The sequence below is a fragment of the Rhizobium sp. NZLR8 genome (assembly GCF_019685025.1).
In the GTDB taxonomy this organism is placed as follows: Bacteria; Pseudomonadota; Alphaproteobacteria; order Rhizobiales; family Rhizobiaceae; genus Rhizobium.
On the sequence record NZ_JABDVY010000001.1, the window covers coordinates 84,920 to 106,231 of the forward strand.

General features: G+C 61.5%; 15 protein-coding genes. 4 read left to right on the forward strand and 11 right to left on the reverse strand.

Annotated elements, in window-relative coordinates:
- Positions 1-29: 29 nt before the first annotated feature.
- From HJB89_RS00410 to HJB89_RS00430, 5 genes are all read right to left on the reverse strand, one after another.
- On the reverse strand, positions 30-230 hold the full coding sequence (locus tag HJB89_RS00410) for a hypothetical protein (RefSeq protein WP_007634143.1): 201 nt from the start codon (positions 228-230) through the stop codon (positions 30-32).
- Positions 231-614: 384 nt separating this feature from the next.
- Positions 615-1,742: a molecular chaperone DnaJ gene (gene dnaJ, locus HJB89_RS00415; protein WP_207582431.1), complete on the reverse strand. Its 1,128-nt coding sequence runs from the start codon at positions 1,740-1,742 to the stop codon at positions 615-617.
- Between the two features lie 86 nt (positions 1,743-1,828).
- Entirely contained in the window at positions 1,829-3,745 is a 1,917-nt protein-coding gene (gene dnaK / locus HJB89_RS00420) for a molecular chaperone DnaK (protein WP_007634141.1), read from the reverse strand.
- A gap of 381 nt (positions 3,746-4,126) precedes the next feature.
- On the reverse strand, positions 4,127-6,466 hold the full coding sequence (locus tag HJB89_RS00425) for a transglycosylase domain-containing protein (RefSeq protein WP_221116482.1): 2,340 nt from the start codon (positions 6,464-6,466) through the stop codon (positions 4,127-4,129).
- A 333-nt stretch (positions 6,467-6,799) separates the two neighbouring features.
- A complete protein-coding gene (locus tag HJB89_RS00430) occupies positions 6,800-7,021 on the reverse strand; it encodes a hypothetical protein (protein WP_164006054.1) in 222 nt (73 codons plus the stop codon).
- Between HJB89_RS00430 and HJB89_RS00435 the strand changes: the two genes are divergently transcribed.
- The gene (locus tag HJB89_RS00435; protein ID WP_221148651.1) at positions 7,013-7,303 is read left to right on the forward strand and encodes a hypothetical protein; all 291 of its coding nucleotides are present in this window, start codon (positions 7,013-7,015) and stop codon (positions 7,301-7,303) included. The two genes, HJB89_RS00430 and HJB89_RS00435, sit on opposite strands and share 9 nt — an antisense overlap.
- Before the next feature lie 176 nt (positions 7,304-7,479).
- Here the strand turns inward: HJB89_RS00435 and HJB89_RS00440 are convergent, their stop codons facing one another.
- Both HJB89_RS00440 and HJB89_RS00445 read right to left on the reverse strand, forming a co-directional pair.
- Positions 7,480-8,118, reverse strand: coding sequence for an SH3 domain-containing protein (locus HJB89_RS00440; protein ID WP_221148652.1), 639 nt, complete (start codon positions 8,116-8,118; stop codon positions 7,480-7,482).
- A 360-nt stretch (positions 8,119-8,478) separates the two neighbouring features.
- On the reverse strand, positions 8,479-9,867 hold the full coding sequence (locus HJB89_RS00445) for a dipeptidase (protein WP_221148653.1): 1,389 nt from the start codon (positions 9,865-9,867) through the stop codon (positions 8,479-8,481).
- 222 nt (positions 9,868-10,089) lie between these two features.
- Between HJB89_RS00445 and HJB89_RS00450 the strand changes: the two genes are divergently transcribed.
- The gene (locus HJB89_RS00450) at positions 10,090-12,468 is read left to right on the forward strand and encodes an EAL domain-containing protein (protein WP_221148654.1); all 2,379 of its coding nucleotides are present in this window, start codon (positions 10,090-10,092) and stop codon (positions 12,466-12,468) included.
- A 19-nt stretch (positions 12,469-12,487) separates the two neighbouring features.
- Here the strand turns inward: HJB89_RS00450 and HJB89_RS00455 are convergent, their stop codons facing one another.
- The gene (locus HJB89_RS00455) at positions 12,488-12,904 is read right to left on the reverse strand and encodes a MarR family winged helix-turn-helix transcriptional regulator (RefSeq protein ID WP_164006058.1); all 417 of its coding nucleotides are present in this window, start codon (positions 12,902-12,904) and stop codon (positions 12,488-12,490) included.
- Positions 12,905-13,413: 509 nt separating this feature from the next.
- Between HJB89_RS00455 and polA the strand changes: the two genes are divergently transcribed.
- Both polA and HJB89_RS00465 read left to right on the forward strand, forming a co-directional pair.
- On the forward strand, positions 13,414-16,413 hold the full coding sequence (polA, locus tag HJB89_RS00460; protein WP_221148655.1) for a DNA polymerase I: 3,000 nt from the start codon (positions 13,414-13,416) through the stop codon (positions 16,411-16,413).
- Positions 16,414-16,680: 267 nt separating this feature from the next.
- Positions 16,681-19,026, forward strand: a complete 2,346-nt coding sequence (locus HJB89_RS00465) for a DNA translocase FtsK (RefSeq protein WP_207582437.1) — start codon at positions 16,681-16,683, stop codon at positions 19,024-19,026.
- A gap of 29 nt (positions 19,027-19,055) precedes the next feature.
- On the opposite strand, the gene HJB89_RS00470 is transcribed toward HJB89_RS00465, so the two are convergent.
- Genes HJB89_RS00470 through HJB89_RS00480 form a run of 3 tightly spaced genes read right to left on the reverse strand, consistent with a single transcriptional unit; the run spans position 19,056 to position 21,310 of the window.
- Positions 19,056-19,559, reverse strand: a complete 504-nt coding sequence (locus HJB89_RS00470) for a GrpB family protein (RefSeq protein ID WP_221116486.1) — start codon at positions 19,557-19,559, stop codon at positions 19,056-19,058.
- An 18-nt stretch (positions 19,560-19,577) separates the two neighbouring features.
- Positions 19,578-20,174 (reverse strand): phosphonate metabolism protein/1,5-bisphosphokinase (PRPP-forming) PhnN, encoded by a 597-nt coding sequence (phnN, locus tag HJB89_RS00475; protein WP_207582439.1) that lies wholly within the window; start codon positions 20,172-20,174, stop codon positions 19,578-19,580.
- Positions 20,171-21,310: an alpha-D-ribose 1-methylphosphonate 5-triphosphate diphosphatase gene (locus HJB89_RS00480; RefSeq protein ID WP_221116487.1), complete on the reverse strand. Its 1,140-nt coding sequence runs from the start codon at positions 21,308-21,310 to the stop codon at positions 20,171-20,173. The genes phnN and HJB89_RS00480 overlap by 4 nt, the downstream gene beginning before the upstream one ends.
- Positions 21,311-21,312: the final 2 nt, after the last annotated feature.

Genomic DNA, 21,312 nt, shown 5'->3' on the forward strand with positions numbered 1-21,312 from the left:
CTGTTGATTGAGATTCTACGTCGCGCGTTTTAGTGAATGTCGCATTCGTGCAGCGCCATCAGCAGATCGTCCTGCGTCTGGTGGCCGGCATGATAGAGGTCGATCGCGATGCTGGCGACGGAAAGCCCCTGCTGGCTGCGAAGCTTGATGTTGCGCTCGGCGCACCATGTGTAGAGGGCGCCGGCGAGAACGTCGACGTCGTCGGACTGGGAGGAAAAGGCTGGCGCCATGGCAGATACCCTTGGTTTAATTGTTCCCGGTAGAGCGCCGCGTATCGAAAATCGATTTTGATTTTCGGGTTATGCGCTGACGGCAGAGACTGAATTCATTTGGAAAACTTGCAAGCGACATCACGTGGCTGCGTTAACGCAAGTCGTGTTCCGGCGCGCGGCCGTGTCGATCTGGGACAAGGCGGCGGAGATGCACGGCAAATGTCTCAAATCGGGATCTGCTGAACGAAAAGCCGGAGGCGTTTCCGTCCCCGGCCTTGGAAATGGTGATGTCGATTGCGGCCAAAGCCCGTCGTCAAATTTGATTCATCCGACGCACTTTAGGCTTTTGTTTTTAGGCATGTCGTTATCCCGGAACTGCCGCACACTTCCTGATGACATGCATTAGCCCTCGAAGAATTCCTTCATCCGGGCGAAGAAGCCGGTCGATTCGGGATTGTTCTCCTTCGAGGAAAGCTGCTCGAATTCCTGCAGCAGTTCGCGCTGGCGCTTGGTGAGCTTTTGCGGCGTCTCGATCTGGATCTGGATGTAGAGGTCGCCCGACTGCGCCGAACGCAGCACCGGCATGCCCTTGCTCTTCAGGCGGAACTGTTTGCCGGCCTGCGTGCCCTCGGGCACGCTGACGCGCGACTTGGTGCCGTCGAGCGTCGCCACGTCGAAAGTTCCGCCGAGAGCGGCCGTCGTCATCGAGATCGGAACGGCGCAATAGAGATCGGCTCCGTCGCGCTGATAGAACTCATGCGGTTTGACGGACAGGAAGATATAGAGGTCGCCTGCCGGCCCGCCGCGGGCGCCGGCTTCACCCTCGCCCTGCAGGCGGATGCGTGTTCCGTCTTCGATGCCGGCCGGAATATTGACCGAGAGCGAACGCTCTTCCGTCACCCGGCCCTGGCCGTGGCATTTCGGGCAGGGATCGGGAATGATCTGGCCGCGGCCGTGGCAGGTCGGGCAGGTCCGCTCGATCGAGAAGAAGCCCTGTGCGGCGCGCACGCGCCCGCTTCCCTGGCAGGTGCCGCAATTCTTCGGCTGCGTGCCGGGCTTGGCACCCGAACCCGAACAGACGTCGCAGGTGATCGAGGTGGGAACGCGGATCTGCGCCGTCTTGCCGGCGAACGATTCTTCCAGCGTTATTTCCATGTTGTAGCGGAGATCGGCGCCGCGTTCGCGGCCGCCCGACGAGCGCTGGCGCGCACGCCCTCCGCCCATCATCTCGCCGAAGATATCCTCGAAGATGTCGGAGAAGCCGCCGCCGGCAAATCCGCCGCCCCCGCCGCCCATGCCGCCATGCTCGAAGGCCGCGTGGCCATAACGATCATAGGCCGCCCGCTTCTGCGGGTCCTTGAGCATCTCGTAGGCTTCGTTGATTTCCTTGAACTTGCGTTCGGCGTCCTTGTCATCCGGGTTCTTGTCCGGATGGAATTTCATCGCCAGTTTGCGGAAGGCGCTCTTCAGCTCTTTCTCGTCCGCCGTCTTGGCTACACCCAGAGTTTCGTAATAGTCCGCTTTTGCCATTAAGAATTAAACCCCGGAAATGGATTTTCCGGCTGCCATGGTGAGCAGCCGGATCAGATGTTGAAGCATAACCACGCCGTCGCGGATTACGCGGACTTCTTGCGGTCGTCGTCCTTGATTTCCTCGTAGTCGGCATCGACGACATTGTCGCCGCCTTCCGCAGAGGCATCGCCGGCAGCGCCGCCTTCGGCCTGCTGCGCTTCATAAATCGCCTGGCCGAGCTTCATCGACACTTCCATCAGCGTCTGGGTCTTCGCCTTGATGTCGTCGGCATCCGGCTCGGATGCTTCCGAAGCCGTCTTCAGCGCGGCGATTGCATCCGAGATCGCGGTGCGGTCGGCCTCGGAAACCTTGTCGCCATAATCCTTCAACGACTTTTCCGTGGAATGGATCAGGCTTTCGGCCTGGTTCCGGGCTTCGACGGACTCGCGACGCTTCTTGTCCTCGGTGGCATGGGCTTCGGCATCCTTCACCATCTTCTCGATGTCGGCGTCGGAAAGTCCGCCGGAAGCCTGGATGCGGATCTGCTGTTCCTTGCTGGTGCCCTTGTCCTTGGCCGAAACCTGCACGATGCCGTTGGCGTCGATGTCGAAGGTGACTTCGATCTGCGGCATGCCGCGCGGCGACGGCGGCAGGCCGACGAGGTCGAACTGGCCGAGCAGCTTGTTGTCGGCAGCCATTTCACGCTCGCCCTGCGAAACGCGGATGGTAACGGCCTGCTGGTTGTCTTCGGCTGTCGAGAAGGTCTGGCTCTTCTTCGTCGGGATCGTCGTGTTGCGTTCGATCAGGCGGGTGAAGACACCACCGAGTGTCTCGATGCCAAGCGACAGCGGCGTCACGTCGAGAAGCAGCACGTCCTTGACGTCGCCCTGCAGAACGCCGGCCTGGATGGCGGCACCGAGGGCCACCACTTCATCCGGGTTGACGCCCTTGTGCGGCTCCTTGCCGAACAGCTGCTTGACGACTTCCTGTACCTTCGGCATGCGGCTCATGCCGCCGACGAGAACCACTTCGTCGATTTCGGCGGCGGTGACGCCGGCATCCTTGAGCGCTGCCTTGGCCGGCGCGATCGTGCGCTGAACCAGATCGTCGACCAAGCTCTCGAGCTTGGCGCGGGTCAGCTTCAGCGTCAGATGCTTCGGGCCGGAGGCATCGGCCGTGATGAACGGCAGGTTGATTTCGGTCTGCTGCGAGGACGAAAGCTCGATCTTCGCCTTCTCCGCAGCTTCCTTGAGGCGCTGCAGGGCAAGCTTGTCGTTCTTCAGGTCGATGCCGTTGTCCCGCTTGAATTCGCCGACGAGATATTCGACGAGGCGCATGTCGAAGTCTTCACCGCCGAGGAACGTATCGCCGTTGGTGGACTTCACTTCGAAGACGCCGTCGCCGATCTCGAGGATGGAGATATCGAAGGTACCGCCACCAAGGTCGTAGACGGCAATCGTCTTGCCTTCTTTTTTGTCGAGGCCGTAGGCGAGTGCGGCAGCGGTCGGCTCGTTGATGATACGCAGAACTTCAAGACCGGCGATGCGGCCGGCATCCTTGGTTGCCTGTCGCTGCGCGTCGTTGAAATAGGCGGGAACAGTGATGACGGCCTTCTCGACCTTTTCGCCGAGATAGGATTCGGCAGTTTCCTTCATCTTCTGAAGGATCATCGCGGAAATCTGTGCGGGCGAGTAGCCCTTGCCATTGGCTTCGACCCAGGCGTCGCCATTGTCACCCTTGACGATGGTAAAGGGAACGAGGTGCTTGTCCTTCTCGACGGTCGGGTCCTCATAGCGGCGGCCGATCAGGCGCTTGACCGCAAAGAGTGTGTTCGTCGGGTTGGTGACCGCCTGGCGCTTGGCCGGCTGCCCGACGAGGCGTTCGCTATCCTCGGAAAATGCCACCATGGAAGGGGTCGTGCGTGCACCTTCCGCATTCTCGATAACCTTCGCGTCCTTGCCGTCCATGACTGCGACGCAGGAATTCGTCGTTCCAAGGTCGATACCAATTACTTTTGCCATGTCATTCTCTCCTTGAAGCAAGCTGTCGGAACCCCGAGAAGGCATTTCCCTGACAGCCCCTTACGGGATGGGTCTACTTGATTACGCAATCGTGATTGCGGTGATGCGGCGTATATAAGGAGCGGTTTTCTGGACTGCAAGGCGAGAAATCGCCCGGAATCCAGCAAAACGAATGTGTTGCATTCATTTTTTACAGTCACCGGGAAGGAGGTCGCCCCATGTCCGGAAAGCCGCCGATTTCTGATGCCTGTCGTCCTCACGTGTGAAGCGGTTCCGGAATAACGGCGTGCATCAAAACAAAGACCAAAGTGCGTCGCTGAACCAATTCCGACGCAACGCGCTTCTGAGCATCGGGCCCGCGCCGTGCATGCAGCAAAACTCTCACTGGCCCATGATCAGATCGAGCAGCGTCGTGCGCCGCGGCTGGACGGTAGAGGTTGTCTGTGGCGCCCCGACATCGCCGGGTGGAACCATGCCCTCGTAGCCAGAACCGCCGCCTCCGGCAATGTCTCCAGGCGGAACCGGGCCGTTGCCGGAGGTCGCCGCCTGCTGTCGGGCAGGCGCTTGCGGATAGCGATTTGCATTGTCGTTGCCGCCGAAGACGCCGGAAATGATCCCACCGATCGTCGAAGGCGACGCTTCGGCCGTCATCGGTTGCCCGCTTCCAGATTGTCCAGCCCCGGGTGCTGTCTGCGCCATCGGCTGACCATTGTTCGGATCGGCGATCAATTGGCCGTTGCCGAAGAGCGGCGCTGGCGAAAGTCCCTTGTGGGCGGCGACCATGAATTCCTTCCAGGCCTTGGCGGGCAAGCCGCCGCCGGTCACCTTCTTCATCGGCTTGCCGTCATCATTGCCGAACCAGACCCCCGTGGTGAGGTTGCTGGTGAAGCCGACGAAGAGCGCGTCGCGCGAATTCTGCGTCGTGCCGGTCTTTCCTGCCGCCTGCCAGCCGGGGATCTTGGCGCTCTTGCCGGTGCCGTTGTCGATGACGCCCATCATCATCGCATCCATTTCGGCGACGATCTGCTCGGACAGCACACGTGGCGGGCTGTCATAGGTATTTTCGTAGAGAACCTTGCCTTCGGCGGTCGTCACCCGGCGGATGACGTGCGGCGTCGCCTTGTAGCCGCCATTCATGAAGGCGGCATAGGAGGCGGTGAGTTCCATCAGCGACACTTCTGAAGTGCCGAGCGCGATCGAGGCGTTCGGTTGCAGCTCGCTTTCGATGCCGAGCCGGTGGGCAAGCTTGATCACCTGATCCGGCCCGTCATACATTACCAGCTGGGCGGCCACGGTGTTCAGCGACTTGGCAAGTGCGGTAGCCAGCGTCACTTCGCCATTGTATTTCTTCTCGTAATTTTCGGGCGTCCAGTCGCCGATCCGGATCGGCGCGTCATTGAACACCGAATAGGGCGTCAGCCCCTTCTCCAGGGCGGCAGCATAGACGAAGGGCTTGAACGAGGAGCCCGGCTGGCGCTTGGCCTTGACGGCGCGGTTGAACTGGCTCGTCGCATAGTCTCTGCCGCCGACGAGCGCCCGGATCGCACCGGTGCCGTCGATCGACACGAGGGCCGCCTGCGAAGCGTCGAGCTTCCCGCCCTCCTTGTCGAGCACGTCGACCAGCGATTGCTCGGCCTTCTTTTCCAGCGACTTGTCGATGGTCGTATCGACGATGACGTCTTCCTTGACGTCGCCGATCAGGCCCGGCAGTTCGTCCATCACCATGTCGGCGACGTAGTGTCCGGCCCCTGACCAATAGCTCTTGGCCGAAGCCGGGGTCTGCGACATCGCGGTCTTGACTTCGGAATCGGTAATGAAGCCCTGCTCGCGCATTGCCGCAAGCACGAGTTGGGCGCGCGCATTCGCGGCTTCCGGGTCGCGGGCCGGCGAAAGTCGCGACGGCGCCTTGAGCAGGCCGGCCAGCACCGCGGCCTCGCCGAGGTTCACGTCACGCGCCGATTTATTGAAATAACGGCGTGAGGCCGCTTCGACGCCATAGGCGTTCGATCCGAAGAACACCCGGTTGAGATACATCGCAAGGATCTGGTCCTTGGTGTATTTCTGCTCCAGCCAGAGCGAGAGCAGCACCTCCTGGACCTTGCGTTCCAGCGTCCTTTCGGGGGAGAGGAAGAGGTTCTTGGCAAGCTGCTGTGTCAGCGTCGAGCCACCCTGCACCATGTGGCCAGCCGTAAAATTGGTCACGATCGCCCTGCCGAGGCCGAGCGGATCGACGCCGAAATGCGAATAGAAACGCCGATCCTCGATGGCGATGACGGCTTCCGGAATATAGGGCGACATGTTTTCGAGCGACAGCGCTTCGCCGCCGGTGGCGCCGCGATTGGCGATGACGCTGCCGTCGACGGCGGTGATCTTGACGTTCGGCGGCCGTTCCGGGATCGCCCATGTGCTGGCGCTCGGCATGCGCGAGCCATAATAGACGACAAGCCCGGCAACGCCGATGCCGGCCCAGATGAACAGCACGACGCACCAGTAGATCACGCGGCGCAGGAAGCCGAAAAAGCCGCCGCCTTCGCGCTCCCGCGGCTCGCGCCGCCGCCGAGGGGCGGCACGTTGCGGCGGCGGTTTTGAGCCGCCGCGCCGCGGGGATCGGCTTCCGGCAATGCGATCGTCGGCATCGAGCGAAAATGCGTCATCGTCGCGTGCCGGGCGGCCGTTGAAGGACGGTTCGATTCTGTCGCCTGATCTGCTTCTGCCTGCCATCGCCGACCGGTCACACCCCATGTTCGATCGCGAAGCGTGACTTCGCACAACGGCACTCTTCCACAGCGCCGCGCGTCTTCTCAGACGCGCAAAGGACGCTGTAGCACTTTGAATGGCTGCATAATTCTATCCCCAAATCGGTTCCGATTTAGGGAATCATGCAACGGGCGCCGCGATCATCCGACTGAACTGTAAATGCGGCGATTTAACGGGGTATTAATTATGGAAAGCAAAGCAGATCGCGCCAAAAAGCGCGTCGCGTCATTCCTGCTTTATATGCGATGCGCTTTATCCCAAAACCGCTGCGCACTTTTGGGCGACATGCGTTGGCGCTCAGAACTGGCGGGCCTCGTAATCGTCGAGCGTTTCCGGGTCCTGCTTATATTCCCACTCGCCGAGATGAAAGCGGCGCCAGATCTGGCCGGAAGGGTTGAGGTTCGCCCCGTCGGTAAGTCGCACAGGAAGGAGTGGGTTGTGTTTATGCCATACGGTAACGTCTATCGCGGCTGCCCGAGCGCCGAAAAGCCCTAGGAAAGCCAAGTAGTCTTGCGTCATCAGGGTCCAGCCTCGAACGGATCGAAATCGATCCGCAACGTCTCAAAACTGCAACAAAGAATCCCGCAAGACAAGAGCATCAAGCCGCTCTCAGATCAATTTGTCGGTGGCCTGTTGCAGGCATGGATGCCAGTCATGGCGACTGTCAAAAATCTCACCCTCGACGGGACGGAGCAAATCCGCCGGATGATCTTTATCGGCGTGACGCCGAAATGCGCGCGCTGCGTTCGCCGCACATCTTCTGTCTGCTGGTCGGAACCAATTGGCGCCGCGATTGTTTAGGGAAAAGCGGGACAACCCCTCACGTCCCGCGCATGATCGGCCGTCTCCCCTCAACACGCGCCGATCGACATCAGGCCCGGTGCATCCCTCTCGGGAGCGCCGGGCTTTTTCTTGCGTACCCGCCGGTGCCCGGGAAAACCTCGAAAGGGACGGCGCTGCGGCCGCCCCTTTGGATCTCATTGGTCGCAGGAGGGATCGCCGGGCCGGCAATCAAAATCCCTGCCATTGGGTCTGCGATCTCCATCTCTCCGGTCGCCCCGTCGATTGTCGTCGCGCCCATCCTGATTGCCATTTCGATTGCGCCAGTCTCTATCGCCGTCCCGGTTGCGATCCCCGTCGCGCCATTTCCGATCGCGATCCCGGTTGTCTCGATCCCGAATGTCGCGATCTCGATTGTCGCGGTAATAGTCGTCCGGGCCGCGGCTCCAGCGGTCCCGCTCGCGATAGAAATCGCGGTTGCGGTAGTAGCGATCCCAGTAATTGTCGACGCTGAAGCGGATGACCGGGATGCCGAGCGGACGGTAATATTGCGGACCGACATAGATACGGCGCTGCTGGTAGAGAGCCTGCACATATTGGCCGGATACCCAGCCGCGGCCGCCGTAGAACTCCACATCGCACCAGTTGACGTCGGAAAGGCACCCGCGGATCTCGACGGAAGAACCGGCGGGTATCACCGCGACGGCGGGGTATCGGGTGCTCGGACCGGCGCGCATGTTGACGTTCGCCGTCGAATAGCCCTCGGCAGCCTGCGCCATGACAGGCGCCAGCATGAAGAGACCAGCCGCGGCGATTTTAGCAAACAGATTTTTCACGCTTTTCTCACTCCTCATAGGCGCATTTTGGGGCTGCGCCCGGCTGCACTTGCCTGACATCTGCCGTCTGAAAGGAAAGGTGGAACGACCGCCCCGCACTTGCGAGAGCGTTATTATTCACTTTGTCTTTCAATGGCTTATAGTGGTCCGCGATGAACGTAGCTTGAACGGGGAATTTCTATCGATGTGGCGCAGTGCTTCCGACAACCTGGCGATCGCGTGCGCCGTTAACGATCCGTTAACCTTTCGGAGGCAGTCTGGCTGCCATACCCGCTTCTCATTGACCACGGATGAACTGGCACTGAGCGAGTGGATGACGAAAGGCCGGTTTTAACCGGCCTTTTTGTTATTGCGTTTCCTTCAGGCGGCGAGCGCCTGGAGAATCCGGACCCATGAACGGATACCCTTGTGGTAGGAGACGAGCTCGTATTTCTCGTTCGGCGAATGGATGCGGTCATCGCTGAGGCCGAAGCCGACAAGCAGCGATTCCATGCCGAGCATCTTCTGAAAGTCGCCGACGATCGGGATCGAGCCGCCCATGCCGATGATGATGGCGGGTTTCGGCCACTCGTCGGAAAGCGCGGTCTTCGCCTTGGTCAGAACGGGCGAATCATAGGAGAGATGAATAGCCGGCGAACCGCCATGCGGATGGAACTCGACCGAGCAATCGGCGGGAATCTTCGAGGTGACATAGCTGCGGAAAGCCTCGCGGATGGCGGCCGGATCCTGCGTGCCGACGAGGCGGAACGAAACCTTCGCCGAAGCCTTGGCGGCGATCACCGTCTTGAAGCCTTCGCCGGTATATCCGCCCCAGATGCCGTTGATTTCGGCGGTCGGCCGCGCCCAGGTGAGTTCGAGCACCGAACGGCCCTTTTCGCCCGAGGGAACGGAAAGGCCGACTTCGCCGAGAAAGCTCTCCGCGGTCTTGCCCAGCGTCTCCCATGACGCCTTGATGTTCTCAGGGGTTTCCTCGACGCCGTCGTAGAAGCCGTCGAGCGTGATGCGGCCGGTTTCGTCATGCAGGCCGGCGAGAGCCTCGACGAGAATATGGATCGGGTTGGCGGCAGCGCCTCCGAAGAGACCGGAATGCAGGTCGCGGTCGGCGGCCGTCACGGTTACTTCTTCGCCGACAAGGCCGCGCAGCGCGGCGGCGATCGCCGGCGTGTCGCGATCCCACATGCCGGTATCGCAGACCAGCGCACAGTCGGCCTTAAGCTCGGCGGCATTGGCCTCGAGGAAAGGCTTCAGCGACGGCGAACCGGATTCTTCCTCGCCCTCGAAGAGAATGGTGACGCGGCAGGGAAGTGCGCCGTGGATCTCCTTATAGGCGCGGCAGGCCTCGAGGAAAGTCATCAACTGGCCCTTGTCGTCGGACGTGCCGCGGCCGGTCAGGATCTTGCGGCCGTCGCCGACATCCTTGATCGATGGTTCGAAGGGGTCGTTTTCCCAGAGCTCGATCGGATCGACCGGCTGAACGTCGTAATGGCCATAGAACAGAACGTGCGGCGCATCGGTGGACGCGCCGGCATGATGGGCGACCACCATCGGATGGCCAGGTGTGTCGCGCACCGAGGCTTCGAAGCCGAGCGTCTGGAGATATGCGACAAGCCATTCGGCGGCCTTGCGGCATTCGGCTTTGTAGGCGGGATCGGTGGAAATCGACTGGATGCGCAGCAGTTCGAACAATTTTTCGAGGCTTGATGAAAGGTTCTGATCCGCGCGCGAAAGCACCGGTTGTATATCGGTCATTTTCGACTCCTTTTCGAAATTTGGCCGGACGATAGACCAAACCAGGAAAGCAGGCGAGGCGGAAAACGTAAAAATCAGGCGGGAGGCGCAAGAGTGCTGAAGCGACGTGGATCGGTCTTATGGAGGGCCGTTTCACGATAATAAAGAAAGACCTAATTCAATTTACAGTTAATTAGCACAACCTAAATAGCATCGGCCAAAACCAGCTGTTCGGGGGCGCAGATGTTTTCGGTCATTGCATGTATTCGCGACAATCACGATTGGCGGCTAGTCGTGGCGGCGGCCGCGGTCTGCCTGGTTGGCGTCATGGCGGCTATGCTGCTGTATTCCCGTGCCCAGGACTGCGACGCCGGACGCCGCAAGCTCTGGATCGGCGCGTCGGGCTTTGCCTTCGGCACCGGCGTATGGGCAACGCATTTCATCGCGATGCTCGCTTATGATGGCGGCACGCCAATCAGCTACGCGCTCGACCTGACGCTGCTTTCCTTTCTCCTGTCGGTGGTCGGCTCATGGGTGGCGATCCTCGCCGCTTCGCAACGTGACGGAAGATTTTCCTCTATCCGCGGCGGCGTTCTGATGGCCCTCGGCATCGCTTCCATGCACCTGACCGGCATGCAGGCGATCGAGGCGCAGGCTGTTATCCTCTACGATCCTCTGATGACACTGACGGCGGTCCTTGCCGGAATGCTTCTGTCGAGCGCCGCTTTCCATATCTTTTTCAGTCTGAAGGGGATGAGGCGTCTCCTCACCTCATCGCTGGTGTTCGTCCTCGCCATCTGCACTCTTCACTTCATTTCGATGGGCAGCATTACGCTCGTCCCGGACCCCGGTATGGAGGTTCCCACATCGGTGCTCGACACCAGGGTGCTTGCGGCGATCGTCGTGGTGGCGGCAACGGCTCTTATCCTGGTCGCACTTGCCGTGGTCTTCGTCCAAAGCCATCTGACGGATCTGCGCGGGCTTGCCAATGCCTCGCAGGAGGGGTTGCTGATCCTGCGCGAAGGCCGGATCATCGATGCCAACGAACGATTCCAGGCCTTATCAGGCTGGAAGCTTGCCGATCTCTCGGGTAAGGTCCCCTCGGATGTGCTGACGGTCGTTCAGGGACCTCGGGAGAACCGGCCCGGCGAGACGCTGCTAAACACCCGCGCCGGCCGAGAGATTGCCGTAGAAGCGACCTCCAGCAAGATCGTTTATCGTGGCCGCAATTGCGAGGTGCTGGCGGTGCGCGATCTCACCGAGCGCAAGCAGGCCGAGGAGATGATCGAGCATCTCGCCCATCACGACGTGCTCACCGATCTGCCGAACAGGTCGCTGTTCGACACCCGCATCCGGCAGGCGCTGCAGGTGGCGGAGCGAAAGAACACCGAGGTGGCGCTGTTCTGTCTCGACCTCGATCGATTCAAGGCCGTCAATGACATCTTCGGCCACGCCGAAGGCGACCGCATTCTCCGCAAGGTTGCCTCTATCCTGCGCCGGGTGGCCGGTGAGAGCGATACGATCGCCCGGCTCGGCGGCGACGAATTCGCCATCATCCAATCCGCTGGGCAGCAGCCGGCGTCGGCGCAAAAGCTTGCGGCTGATATCATCGACGAATTCGCCGCCGAGATGGACACGGCCCGTGACCCCACAGCCGTCGGCGTCAGCCTCGGCATCGCGCTCTATCCAAGAGATGGGCGCACGGCCGAAGAACTCTGCAACAATGCCGATACCGCACTCTACCGCGTCAAGCATGATGGTCGCGGCCGGGCTTGTTTCTTCGACGCGGAGATGGACGAAGCGGCGCGGAACCGCCGCCAGATCGAAAGCGACCTGCGCCATGCAATCATCCGCAATCAACTCCATGTCAACTATCAGCCGATCCTCAATGCACAGAGCGGCGAGGTCAGCGGCTACGAGGCCTTGATGCGCTGGCACCGGCCGGGCCACGGCATGACCGAGCCCGACATTTTCATCCCCGTCGCCGAGGAAAGCGGTTCGATCGTTCAGCTCGGCGAATGGATATTGCGGCAGGCCTGCATGGAGGCCGCGCGCTGGCCGCAGCCGCTGACGATTGCAGTCAATGTTTCACCGGTGCAGTTCATGCTGCCCAACCTGTGCGAGCGGATCGAGGCGGTGCTTGCCGAGACCGGGCTCGCACCCGATCGGCTGGAGCTTGAGATCACCGAGGCAGCGCTGATCCGCGATCGCGACCGGGTGATGGCAATGCTGCAGCGCCTGCGGAGGTTGGGGGTGCACATTGTCATGGACGATTTCGGCACCGGTTACTCTTCGCTCTCGAACCTGCGCTCGTTTCCCTTCGACAAGATCAAGGTCGACCGCAGCTTCACCGGCGTGCTGGAGCATGACGCGGCGGCGCGATCGATCGTGCGCGCTATCATCGGTCTCGGCCACAGCCTCGGCATGCCCGTCGTCACCGAGGGTGTGGAAACGGAGATGCAGCGCCAGATCGTCGTCGAGGAAGGTTGCGCACAGGTGCAGGGCCTGTTGCTCGGCAAGCCGGATATCGAGCCGAGCTTGAAGCTAGCCGTCGGTAAAAACGTCCGGCAGGCCGGACCCGGCATGCCGCCGCGACGGCGCACACGCCTTGTCAACGAATAATCTCAGCAAATAATCCCGGTCAGAGCGCCTTGGCGTTTTCCAGAAGCCGGCGGATATATTCAAGTGTCAGCTCGCGCTCGAAAACCCGAAAACCTTTAAACAGCGCAAGGTCGGCCTCACGCGCGGTCTCGATCGCCTCGGCCTCCATGGCGCTGGCCTTCGGCGTCAGGAAGAGCAGTTGCGCCCGCTTATCGGATGGATGCGGCCGGCGTTCGATCAACCCGTCGCGGACCATGCGCGAAAGCGTGTTGGCCATGGTCGCCTGCTCGATATCGACCCGCTCGAGAAGCTGTTTCTGGGTCAGCCCGTCTTCGGCCCAGAGTTCCAGCAGAATGGGGAACTGGCCCGGAGAAAAACCGAGCCCGACCGCGCGCTGGTGCAGCGAGCGGGCAAAACCCTTCGCCAGCTGGCTGGCAAGGTAGGCTCCCGAATCCATGCGGTTAAATCCCATGATTGCAAGTTAGGCTCAAAACCATGCTGGAGACAATGCAGCAAATCGCATGCGATGCTTCAAAATATGCAAGCGACGATGATAATTTCGAGTGCCCGGGAAAAACAAAAGTCGCCATGGCCTGGAGGTTGGCCATGGCGACCTTAAAGTGGGGACAAAGGCCCGGAGAGGGGGATAAGGCCTTTGTCCAAGCCTGACGCGGCGGGGGACAAGCCGGTAGTCAGACCCGCGGCGCGATCAAGCGCCGGTGACATGGATTTGTGCCTGTGAATGTGGTTTTTCAAGGGAGGGCGACCGTTACAAATCGGTAACAGTTTGGTGAGCGGAATCTCCGCTGCACAATTCCTCGATTCGGAATGCGGTTTAAGGAAAAAATTATGCGTCCATTCAAAGTGCGACAGCGTCCTTTGCGCCTCTGAATAGAGGTGCGTAACCCTTTTCGCGCGCCGAACTTTATATAGACCTCGTCCCGTGCCCGCGCTATCCATGCACCCATGAAAAAAGGCGATCACCTCTTCCTAATCGATGGTTCCGGATTCATCTTCCGGGCGTTTCATGCACTGCCACCGCTGACCCGCAAGACCGATGGCCTGCCGATCGGCGCCGTTTCCGGTTTCTGCAACATGCTGTGGAAGTTGTTGAGGGATGCGCGCAATACCGATGTCGGCGTGACGCCGACACACCTTGCAGTCATCTTCGATTATTCCGCCAAGACGTTTCGCAAGGATCTTTACGACGCATATAAGGCGAACCGGTCCGCCCCGCCGGAGGAGCTCATCCCGCAATTTGGCCTGATCCGCCAAGCCACCCGCGCCTTCAACCTGCCCTGCATCGAGACCGAAGGTTTTGAGGCCGACGATATCATCGCCACTTACGCCCGCCAGGCTGAGGCATCCGGCGCCGATGTCACCATCGTCTCCTCCGACAAGGACCTGATGCAGCTCGTCAGTCCCAATGTCCATATGTATGACAGCATGAAGGACAAGCAGATCGGCATTCCTGACGTCATCGAGAAATGGGGCGTGCCGCCAGAAAAGATGATCGATCTGCAGGCGATGACCGGTGATTCCGTCGACAATGTTCCCGGAATTCCCGGCATCGGCCCGAAAACCGCCGCCCAGCTTCTTGAGGAATACGGCGATCTCGACACGCTGCTCGAACGCGCCACCGAGATCAAGCAGGTCAAGCGCCGCGAGACGATCCTCGCCAATATCGATATGGCGAGGCTCTCGCGCGACCTCGTGCGGCTGCGCACCGATGTGCCGCTCGATCTCGATCTCGACGCGCTGGTGCTGGAGCCGCAGAACGGCCCGAAGCTGATAGGCTTCCTCAAGACCATGGAATTCACGACGCTGACGCGCCGCGTCGCCGAAGTCTGCGATTGCGATGCGAACGCCATCGAACCGGCGATCGTCAACGTCGAATGGGGTAAGGCTGCCCACGGCCCCGATCTCGATGCGGCCGAGCCGGCCCCCGTTGCCGGCGGCATCCCCGAGGTTTCCGGCGAATCGGTGCCGGTGCCAGCCCGTGCGAAGGCAAAGACCGCCGTCGAAGGCGCCTTCTCACCCGCCGATCTTGCCAAGGCGCGCGCCGACGCCTTTGCGACGCTGCCCTTCGATCATTCGGCCTATGTGACGATCCGCGATCTGGCGACGCTCGACCGGTGGATCGTCGATGCGCGCGATACCGGCCTCGTTGCTTTCGATACCGAGACCACCTCGCTCGATGCGATGCAGGCCGAGCTTGTCGGCTTTTCGCTGGCGATCGCCGACAATGTGGCCGATCCCACCGGCACCAAGATCCGCGCCGCCTATGTGCCGCTCACCCACAAGAACGGCGTCGGCGATCTGCTCGGCGGCGGCCTTGTCGAAAACCAGGTCGCCATGCGCGATGCCTTGCCGCGGCTGAAGGCATTGCTGGAGGACGGGGCGGTTCTCAAGGTCGCGCAGAACCTGAAATACGACTATCTGCTGTTGAAGCGCTACGGCATCGAGACCAGGAGTTTCGACGACACGATGTTGATCTCCTACGTGCTCGACGCCGGCACCGGCGCCCATGGCATGGACCCGCTCTCGGAAAAATTCCTCGGTCATACCCCGATCCCCTACAAGGACGTGGCCGGCAGCGGCAAAGCGAATGTCACCTTCGATCTCGTCGATATCGATCGCGCCACCCATTATGCGGCCGAGGATGCCGACGTGACGCTGCGCCTCTGGCTGGTGCTGAAGCCACGGCTGGCGGCGGCAGGACTGACCAGCGTTTATGAACGGCTGGAGCGGCCGCTGCTGCCGGTGCTGGCGCGCATGGAAGCGCGCGGCATCACCGTCGACCGGCAGATCCTGTCGCGCCTGTCCGGCGAGCTGGCCCAGGGCGCCGCCAGGCTGGAAGACGAGATCTATGTGCTGGCCGGCGAGCGCTTCAATATCGGCTCGCCGAAGCAGCTGGGCGACATCCTGTTCGGCAAGATGGGCCTTGCCGGCGGCAGCAAGACCAAAACCGGGCAATGGTCCACCTCCGCGCAGGTGCTCGAGGATTTGGCCGCCGCCGGTTTCGAGCTGCCGCGCAAAATCGTCGACTGGCGCCAGGTCACCAAGCTGAAGTCCACTTATACCGACGCGCTCCCGGGCTATGTCCACGCAGAAACCAAACGGGTCCACACCTCCTATTCGCTGGCATCGACGACGACGGGACGCCTGTCCTCCTCCGAGCCGAACCTGCAGAACATTCCGGTGCGCACCGCCGAAGGCCGCAAGATCCGCACCGCCTTCATCTCGACACTTGGCCACAAGCTGATTTCTGCCGACTACAGCCAGATCGAATTGCGCGTGCTTGCCCATGTGGCCGAGATCCCGCAGCTGACCAAGGCCTTCGAGGATGGCGTCGACATTCACGCGATGACCGCGTCGGAAATGTTCGGTGTGCCGGTCGAGGGCATGCCGGGCGAGGTGCGTCGCCGCGCCAAGGCGATCAATTTCGGCATCATCTACGGCATCTCGGCCTTCGGCCTCGCCAATCAGCTATCGATAGAGCGTTCGGAAGCCGGCGACTACATCAAGAAGTATTTCGAGCGTTTCCCGGGCATCCGCGACTATATGGAAAGCCGAAAGGCCATGGCGCGCGACAAGGGTTATGTCGAGACGATCTTCGGGCGGCGAATCAACTATCCCGAAATCCGCTCTTCCAACCCGTCGGTACGCGCCTTCAACGAGCGTGCGGCGATCAACGCGCCGATCCAGGGCTCGGCTGCCGACGTCATTCGCCGGGCGATGATCAAGATGGAGCCGGCGCTGGCTGAAGTCGGCCTTGGCGATCGCGTCCGCATGCTGCTGCAGGTGCATGACGAACTCATCTTCGAAGTCGAGGACGAGGATGTCGAAAAGGCGATGCCGATCATCGTCTCGGTCATGGAAAACGCCACCATGCCGGCGCTCGAAATGCGCGTGCCGCTGAGGGTCGATGCGCGCGCTGCCAGCAATTGGGACGAGGCGCATTGATCCATGTCGCCCAAATGTGTGCATCTTGGGTAAACGACATGCAGAAAACGAGGGCCTGATAGGCTCCGCATCATCAGAGTCGATGCGCCGCACTTCGGGTCCTCACAAAATTGGCAAAGATTTTTCCGCTTAACTCAACTCACTGAAATCGCAGCGATTTAGCGACGGGAGCCGTATCAGAACGATACGGCGGGAAGGAACTTATTAACCTTCCTTTTCTATCCCGGTAGGGTCGTAATTTGTTAGGCATGAGTGAGTAGCGGACGCATGCGTTTTCCCAGAACCAATTTGACGGACGCCGGGGACTTTTCCAGCGAGATTGAAACCGAGCTTCCGGAGATAAATCCCGGAGAAAAGCCGGCGGCACCGATCTGGCAGAGCAATTTTTCTCTCGCGCCGAATGTCCGTTTCACCCGCACGCCGGAAACGCTGATCAGCAAGCGGCGGGCGCCGAATGAGCTTGTTCGGGATGATTCGCAGATTGGACAGCAGGCGATACGCATCGAGCCGGTCGCCGTCGACGTGCCGTTCGATGCCTATCTGCCGGAGCCCTACGAACTTTCCGCAGCACCGCACGTGATCGAACTGCAACCGTCACCCTTGCCCGAAGGGCCCGCCGCGCCTGCCTTCCGCGCCAGTGCCGAGCTTTCTTCCATTTCGGATTTCGCCTTCTGGGAAGTCATGGCCTTCGAAGAAGGTGAGCCGGTTCGCGCGCCTGCCTTGATCTCGTTCCCGAAGGTCGAGACTGCGCCCGAATCGATCACGTCGCTGTTCCGCATCATGGAATGGCGCCCCGGCCGGCCGGCCCCCGCGCCCGTCGCCTCCCGCCCGGTTCAGCCGCCCGCCGCGGTCTCCGCAAAGCTCGCCGTCCGCCCTCCGGCCGCAATATCCCTGGAACGGCTCCGGCGCATTCCTGTCGAGGCACCGGTCGTACCTTCCCCCCAGGCTGCGCCAGCCCCTCAGATTGCGCCAGCTCCTCAAGTCGCGTTGGCGCCTGAGGCTGCGCCGACACCCCGTTCTACGCCGCCCGTCGCCGCGGTCCTGCCCTCGCCGCGTCGTGTGACAAGACCCGAAAAGATCGACGCATCCGGCTATGAGTTTCCGCCGCGTGCCCTCCTGCAGGAACCGCCGGAACGCCTCGGCGAGATCATGTCGCAGGAGACGCTGGAGCAGAATGCCGGGCTTCTGGAAAGTGTACTCGAGGACTTCGGCATCAAGGGTGAAATCATCCATGTCCGCCCCGGCCCAGTCGTCACGCTTTATGAATTCGAGCCGGCGCCGGGCGTGAAATCGTCGCGCGTCATCGGTCTTGCCGACGATATCGCCCGCTCGATGTCGGCGCTCTCGGCCCGTGTCGCCGTCGTCCCCGGCCGCAACGTCATCGGCATCGAATTGCCGAACGTCACTCGTGAAACCGTCTATTTCCGCGAGATGATCGAAAGCCAGGATTTCGAGAAGAGCGGCTACAAGCTGGCGCTCGGTCTCGGCAAGACCATCGGCGGCGAGCCGGTTATTGCCGAACTCGCCAAGATGCCGCATTTGCTCGTCGCCGGCACTACCGGCTCCGGCAAGTCGGTCGCCATCAACACGATGATCCTGTCGCTGCTCTACCGCCTGACGCCGGAACAGTGCCGGCTGATCATGGTCGACCCGAAGATGCTCGAACTTTCCGTCTATGACGGCATCCCGCATCTTCTGACGCCTGTCGTCACCGATCCGAAGAAGGCGGTGATGGCGATGAAATGGGCCGTGCGCGAAATGGAGGAGCGTTATCGCAAGATGTCGCGCCTCGGCGTCCGCAATATCGACGGATATAACGAGCGCGTGGCGCAGGCCCGCGACAAGGGCGAGACGATCCATGTCATGGTCCAGGTCGGCTTCGACAAGGGCACCGGCGTCCCGATCGAGGAAAGCCAGGCGCTCGACCTGACGCCGATGCCCTATATCGTCGTCATCGTCGATGAAATGGCCGACCTGATGATGGTCGCCGGCAAGGAGATCGAAGGTGCGATCCAGCGCCTCGCCCAGATGGCCCGCGCCGCCGGCATCCATCTGATCATGGCGACGCAGCGCCCATCGGTCGACGTCATCACCGGTACGATCAAGGCGAACTTCCCGACCCGCATCTCCTTCCAGGTGACCTCGAAAATCGACAGCCGCACCATCCTCGGTGAACAGGGCGCCGAGCAGCTCCTCGGCCAGGGCGACATGCTGCATATGCAGGGCGGCGGCCGGATTTCCCGCGTCCACGGTCCCTTCGTCTCTGACGTCGAGGTTGAAAAGGTCGTTGCCCATCTGAAAACCCAGGGCCGCCCCGAATATCTCGACACCGTCACCGCCGACGAAGAGGAAGAAACGGAAGAGGAAGAAGCCGGCGCCGTCTTCGACAAGAGCGCCATGGCCTCCGAGGATGGCAACGAGCTATACGAACAGGCGGTGAAGGTCGTCCTGCGCGACAAGAAGTGCTCGACCTCCTACATCCAGCGCCGCCTCGGCATCGGCTATAACAGAGCCGCCTCATTGGTGGAGCGCATGGAGAAGGAAGGTCTGGTCGGCCCGGCCAACCATGTCGGCAAGCGCGAGATCGTTTCCGGGCGGGGTGACGGCGACTAATCAGGCGCGGAGTGCGCCACGCACTCCGTTCACATTCTTGAGACTGCCAACCGCACCGTCTCGCTGACGAACTCGGTCTTTCCGCCGGTATAAAAGTCCCAATTTCCGTCTGCCTCCGCAGCCAGCCGACGTTTCAGGTCGGCATAGGCTGCAGCTCTCTCAGGGTGATCCACGAGATAGTCGCGAAACAGGATGCGCTCCTGGTGTCCGCGATGATCGGGTCCGCAGACACATAGCCTGAACCCGTAGCCGTCATGATCTCGGGTGAAGGCCCACCGGTTCTCTCCAGCGTCGCCGTGGAAGACGAAATCGGCAGAGCGCACCGCTTCGATCGCCGTCGGCAGAACGGCGTCTGAGATCACGACGATATCGAGGTCGATCTTCGGCTTGGCCGCCAGACCAGGCACAGACGTACTGCCGATATGATCGATGGACAGCACGGAATCACTGAGCAAAATAGAGACTTCACTACTGATTTGGGCAAACAGCAGCGGCCAGGAGGGATCGTAGTCGACCACTTTGATGGCGCGCATGCTTCCTTCCGATCTCGGTCAGTGAATCTCGGCGAGCAGCCCGTCGAGGATCGTGACCATCTTCTGCTTGGCCTCTTCGAGCGAGCCGCTATTGTCGAGCTCCGCCACGTCGTAGTCGCCGCGCACCGTCAGCGGCCCGCGGGCAAGCCGCGCCATGATATCCTCATGCGTCTCGCGCCCGCGCGCCTCCAGCCGGCTCGCGAGCACTTCCGGGCGAGCGGTGACGTTGATCACCTTGAGCCGCGGGAAAGCCGCCTGGAAACGGTGAAGCGCCGAGCGCGAGCCGTTGGCGACAACGACATGCCCGCGCGACAATGCCACCGAGACCTCGGCCGGAATACCATATTTCAAGCCATGCGCCTCCCACCAGACGGCGAAGGAGCCCGACTGCTCCATCGCGGCAAACCCTTCGAGGGAGACGGAAAGATGGTCTTCGCCGCCGGCGTCGCGGTGGCGGGTGATGACGCGGCGGGTGAAATGTACGTCGGCGCGGCCGGCGAAATGCCGCGCGGCGAGGTTCATCAGCGTGTCCTTGCCGGCGCCGCTCGGCCCGACGACGACGACCATGATGCCGCGCTCGGCTCCGGCTCCTGGATGGGGTTCGTAAGGGCTCATGCGACACGGCGTCCCTGGCGCCAGACGGAGCGTGTCACCGGCACGCCATGCGAACGGTGGACGCGGACGAGATCGGCGCGCAGTCCGGTGGCGATCCGGCCGCGATCGTCGAGGCTGACGGTGCGGGCGGGCGTCGACGTCACCATGGCGATCGCCTTCGGCAGGGCAATGCTCTCGACTTCATCGGCGAGGATGAAGGGTGCATGCAGCAGGCTGAGCGGCACGTAATCGGAGGAAAGCACGTCGAGCACGCCCATCTCGGCAAGGTCGCGGGCAGCGATATTGCCGGAATGGGATTTGCCGCGCACGATGTTCGGCGCGCCCATCAGCACGCTCATGCCGTGACCGTGCGAGGCGCGGGCTGCGTCGAAGCTGGTCGGGAATTCGGCAAGCCGCACGCCGTTGTCGATCGCCTCGCCGACATGGGAGAGCGTCGCGTCGTCGTGGCTTGCCACGGTGATGCCGCGTTCGGCGCAGACCTTGGCGATGGCGTTGCGATGCGGCGTCGAGTTGCGCGCCGATTCCGCCTGGCGCTTAGCGACGAAACGCGCGAAGACCTCGTCGCTCAGGCCGCGCTTCTTCTGATAGTAGAAGATATATTGATCCATCGTCTGGAATTGACGCTGGCCGGGCGCATGATCCATCAGCGAGACCAGCCGCACATGCCGATCGTTTTCGAAATCGGCGAAATGTTCGAGCACATTGTCGGCCGAGACCTCGCAGCGCAGGTGGATCAGGTGCTCGGCGCGCAGCCGGCCTTCCTTCTCCGCCGACTGGATGGCGTCGGCCATCTCGCGCATCTCGCCATGTTCGAAGCCGCCGTCCTCGTCCGCGCCCATGCGCAGGCAGTCGAACACCGTGGTGATGCCTGAAGTGACGATCTGGGCATCATGCGCCTGGATTGCGGCGGTCTTGTTCCAGCGAATGCCGGGACGCGGCTGATAATGGCCTTCAAGATGATCGGTATGCAGCTCGACGAGGCCGGGAATGACGTAGTCGCCCTCGAAATCTTCGCCGGCTACCGAGTTGCCTTCGGAAATGTCGGCGATCTTGCCGTCGCGAATGAGAATCGATCCGGAGAGGATGTCATCCTCAAGAACGATGCGGGCGTTGGAAAACACGGTCTCTTTGCTCATCT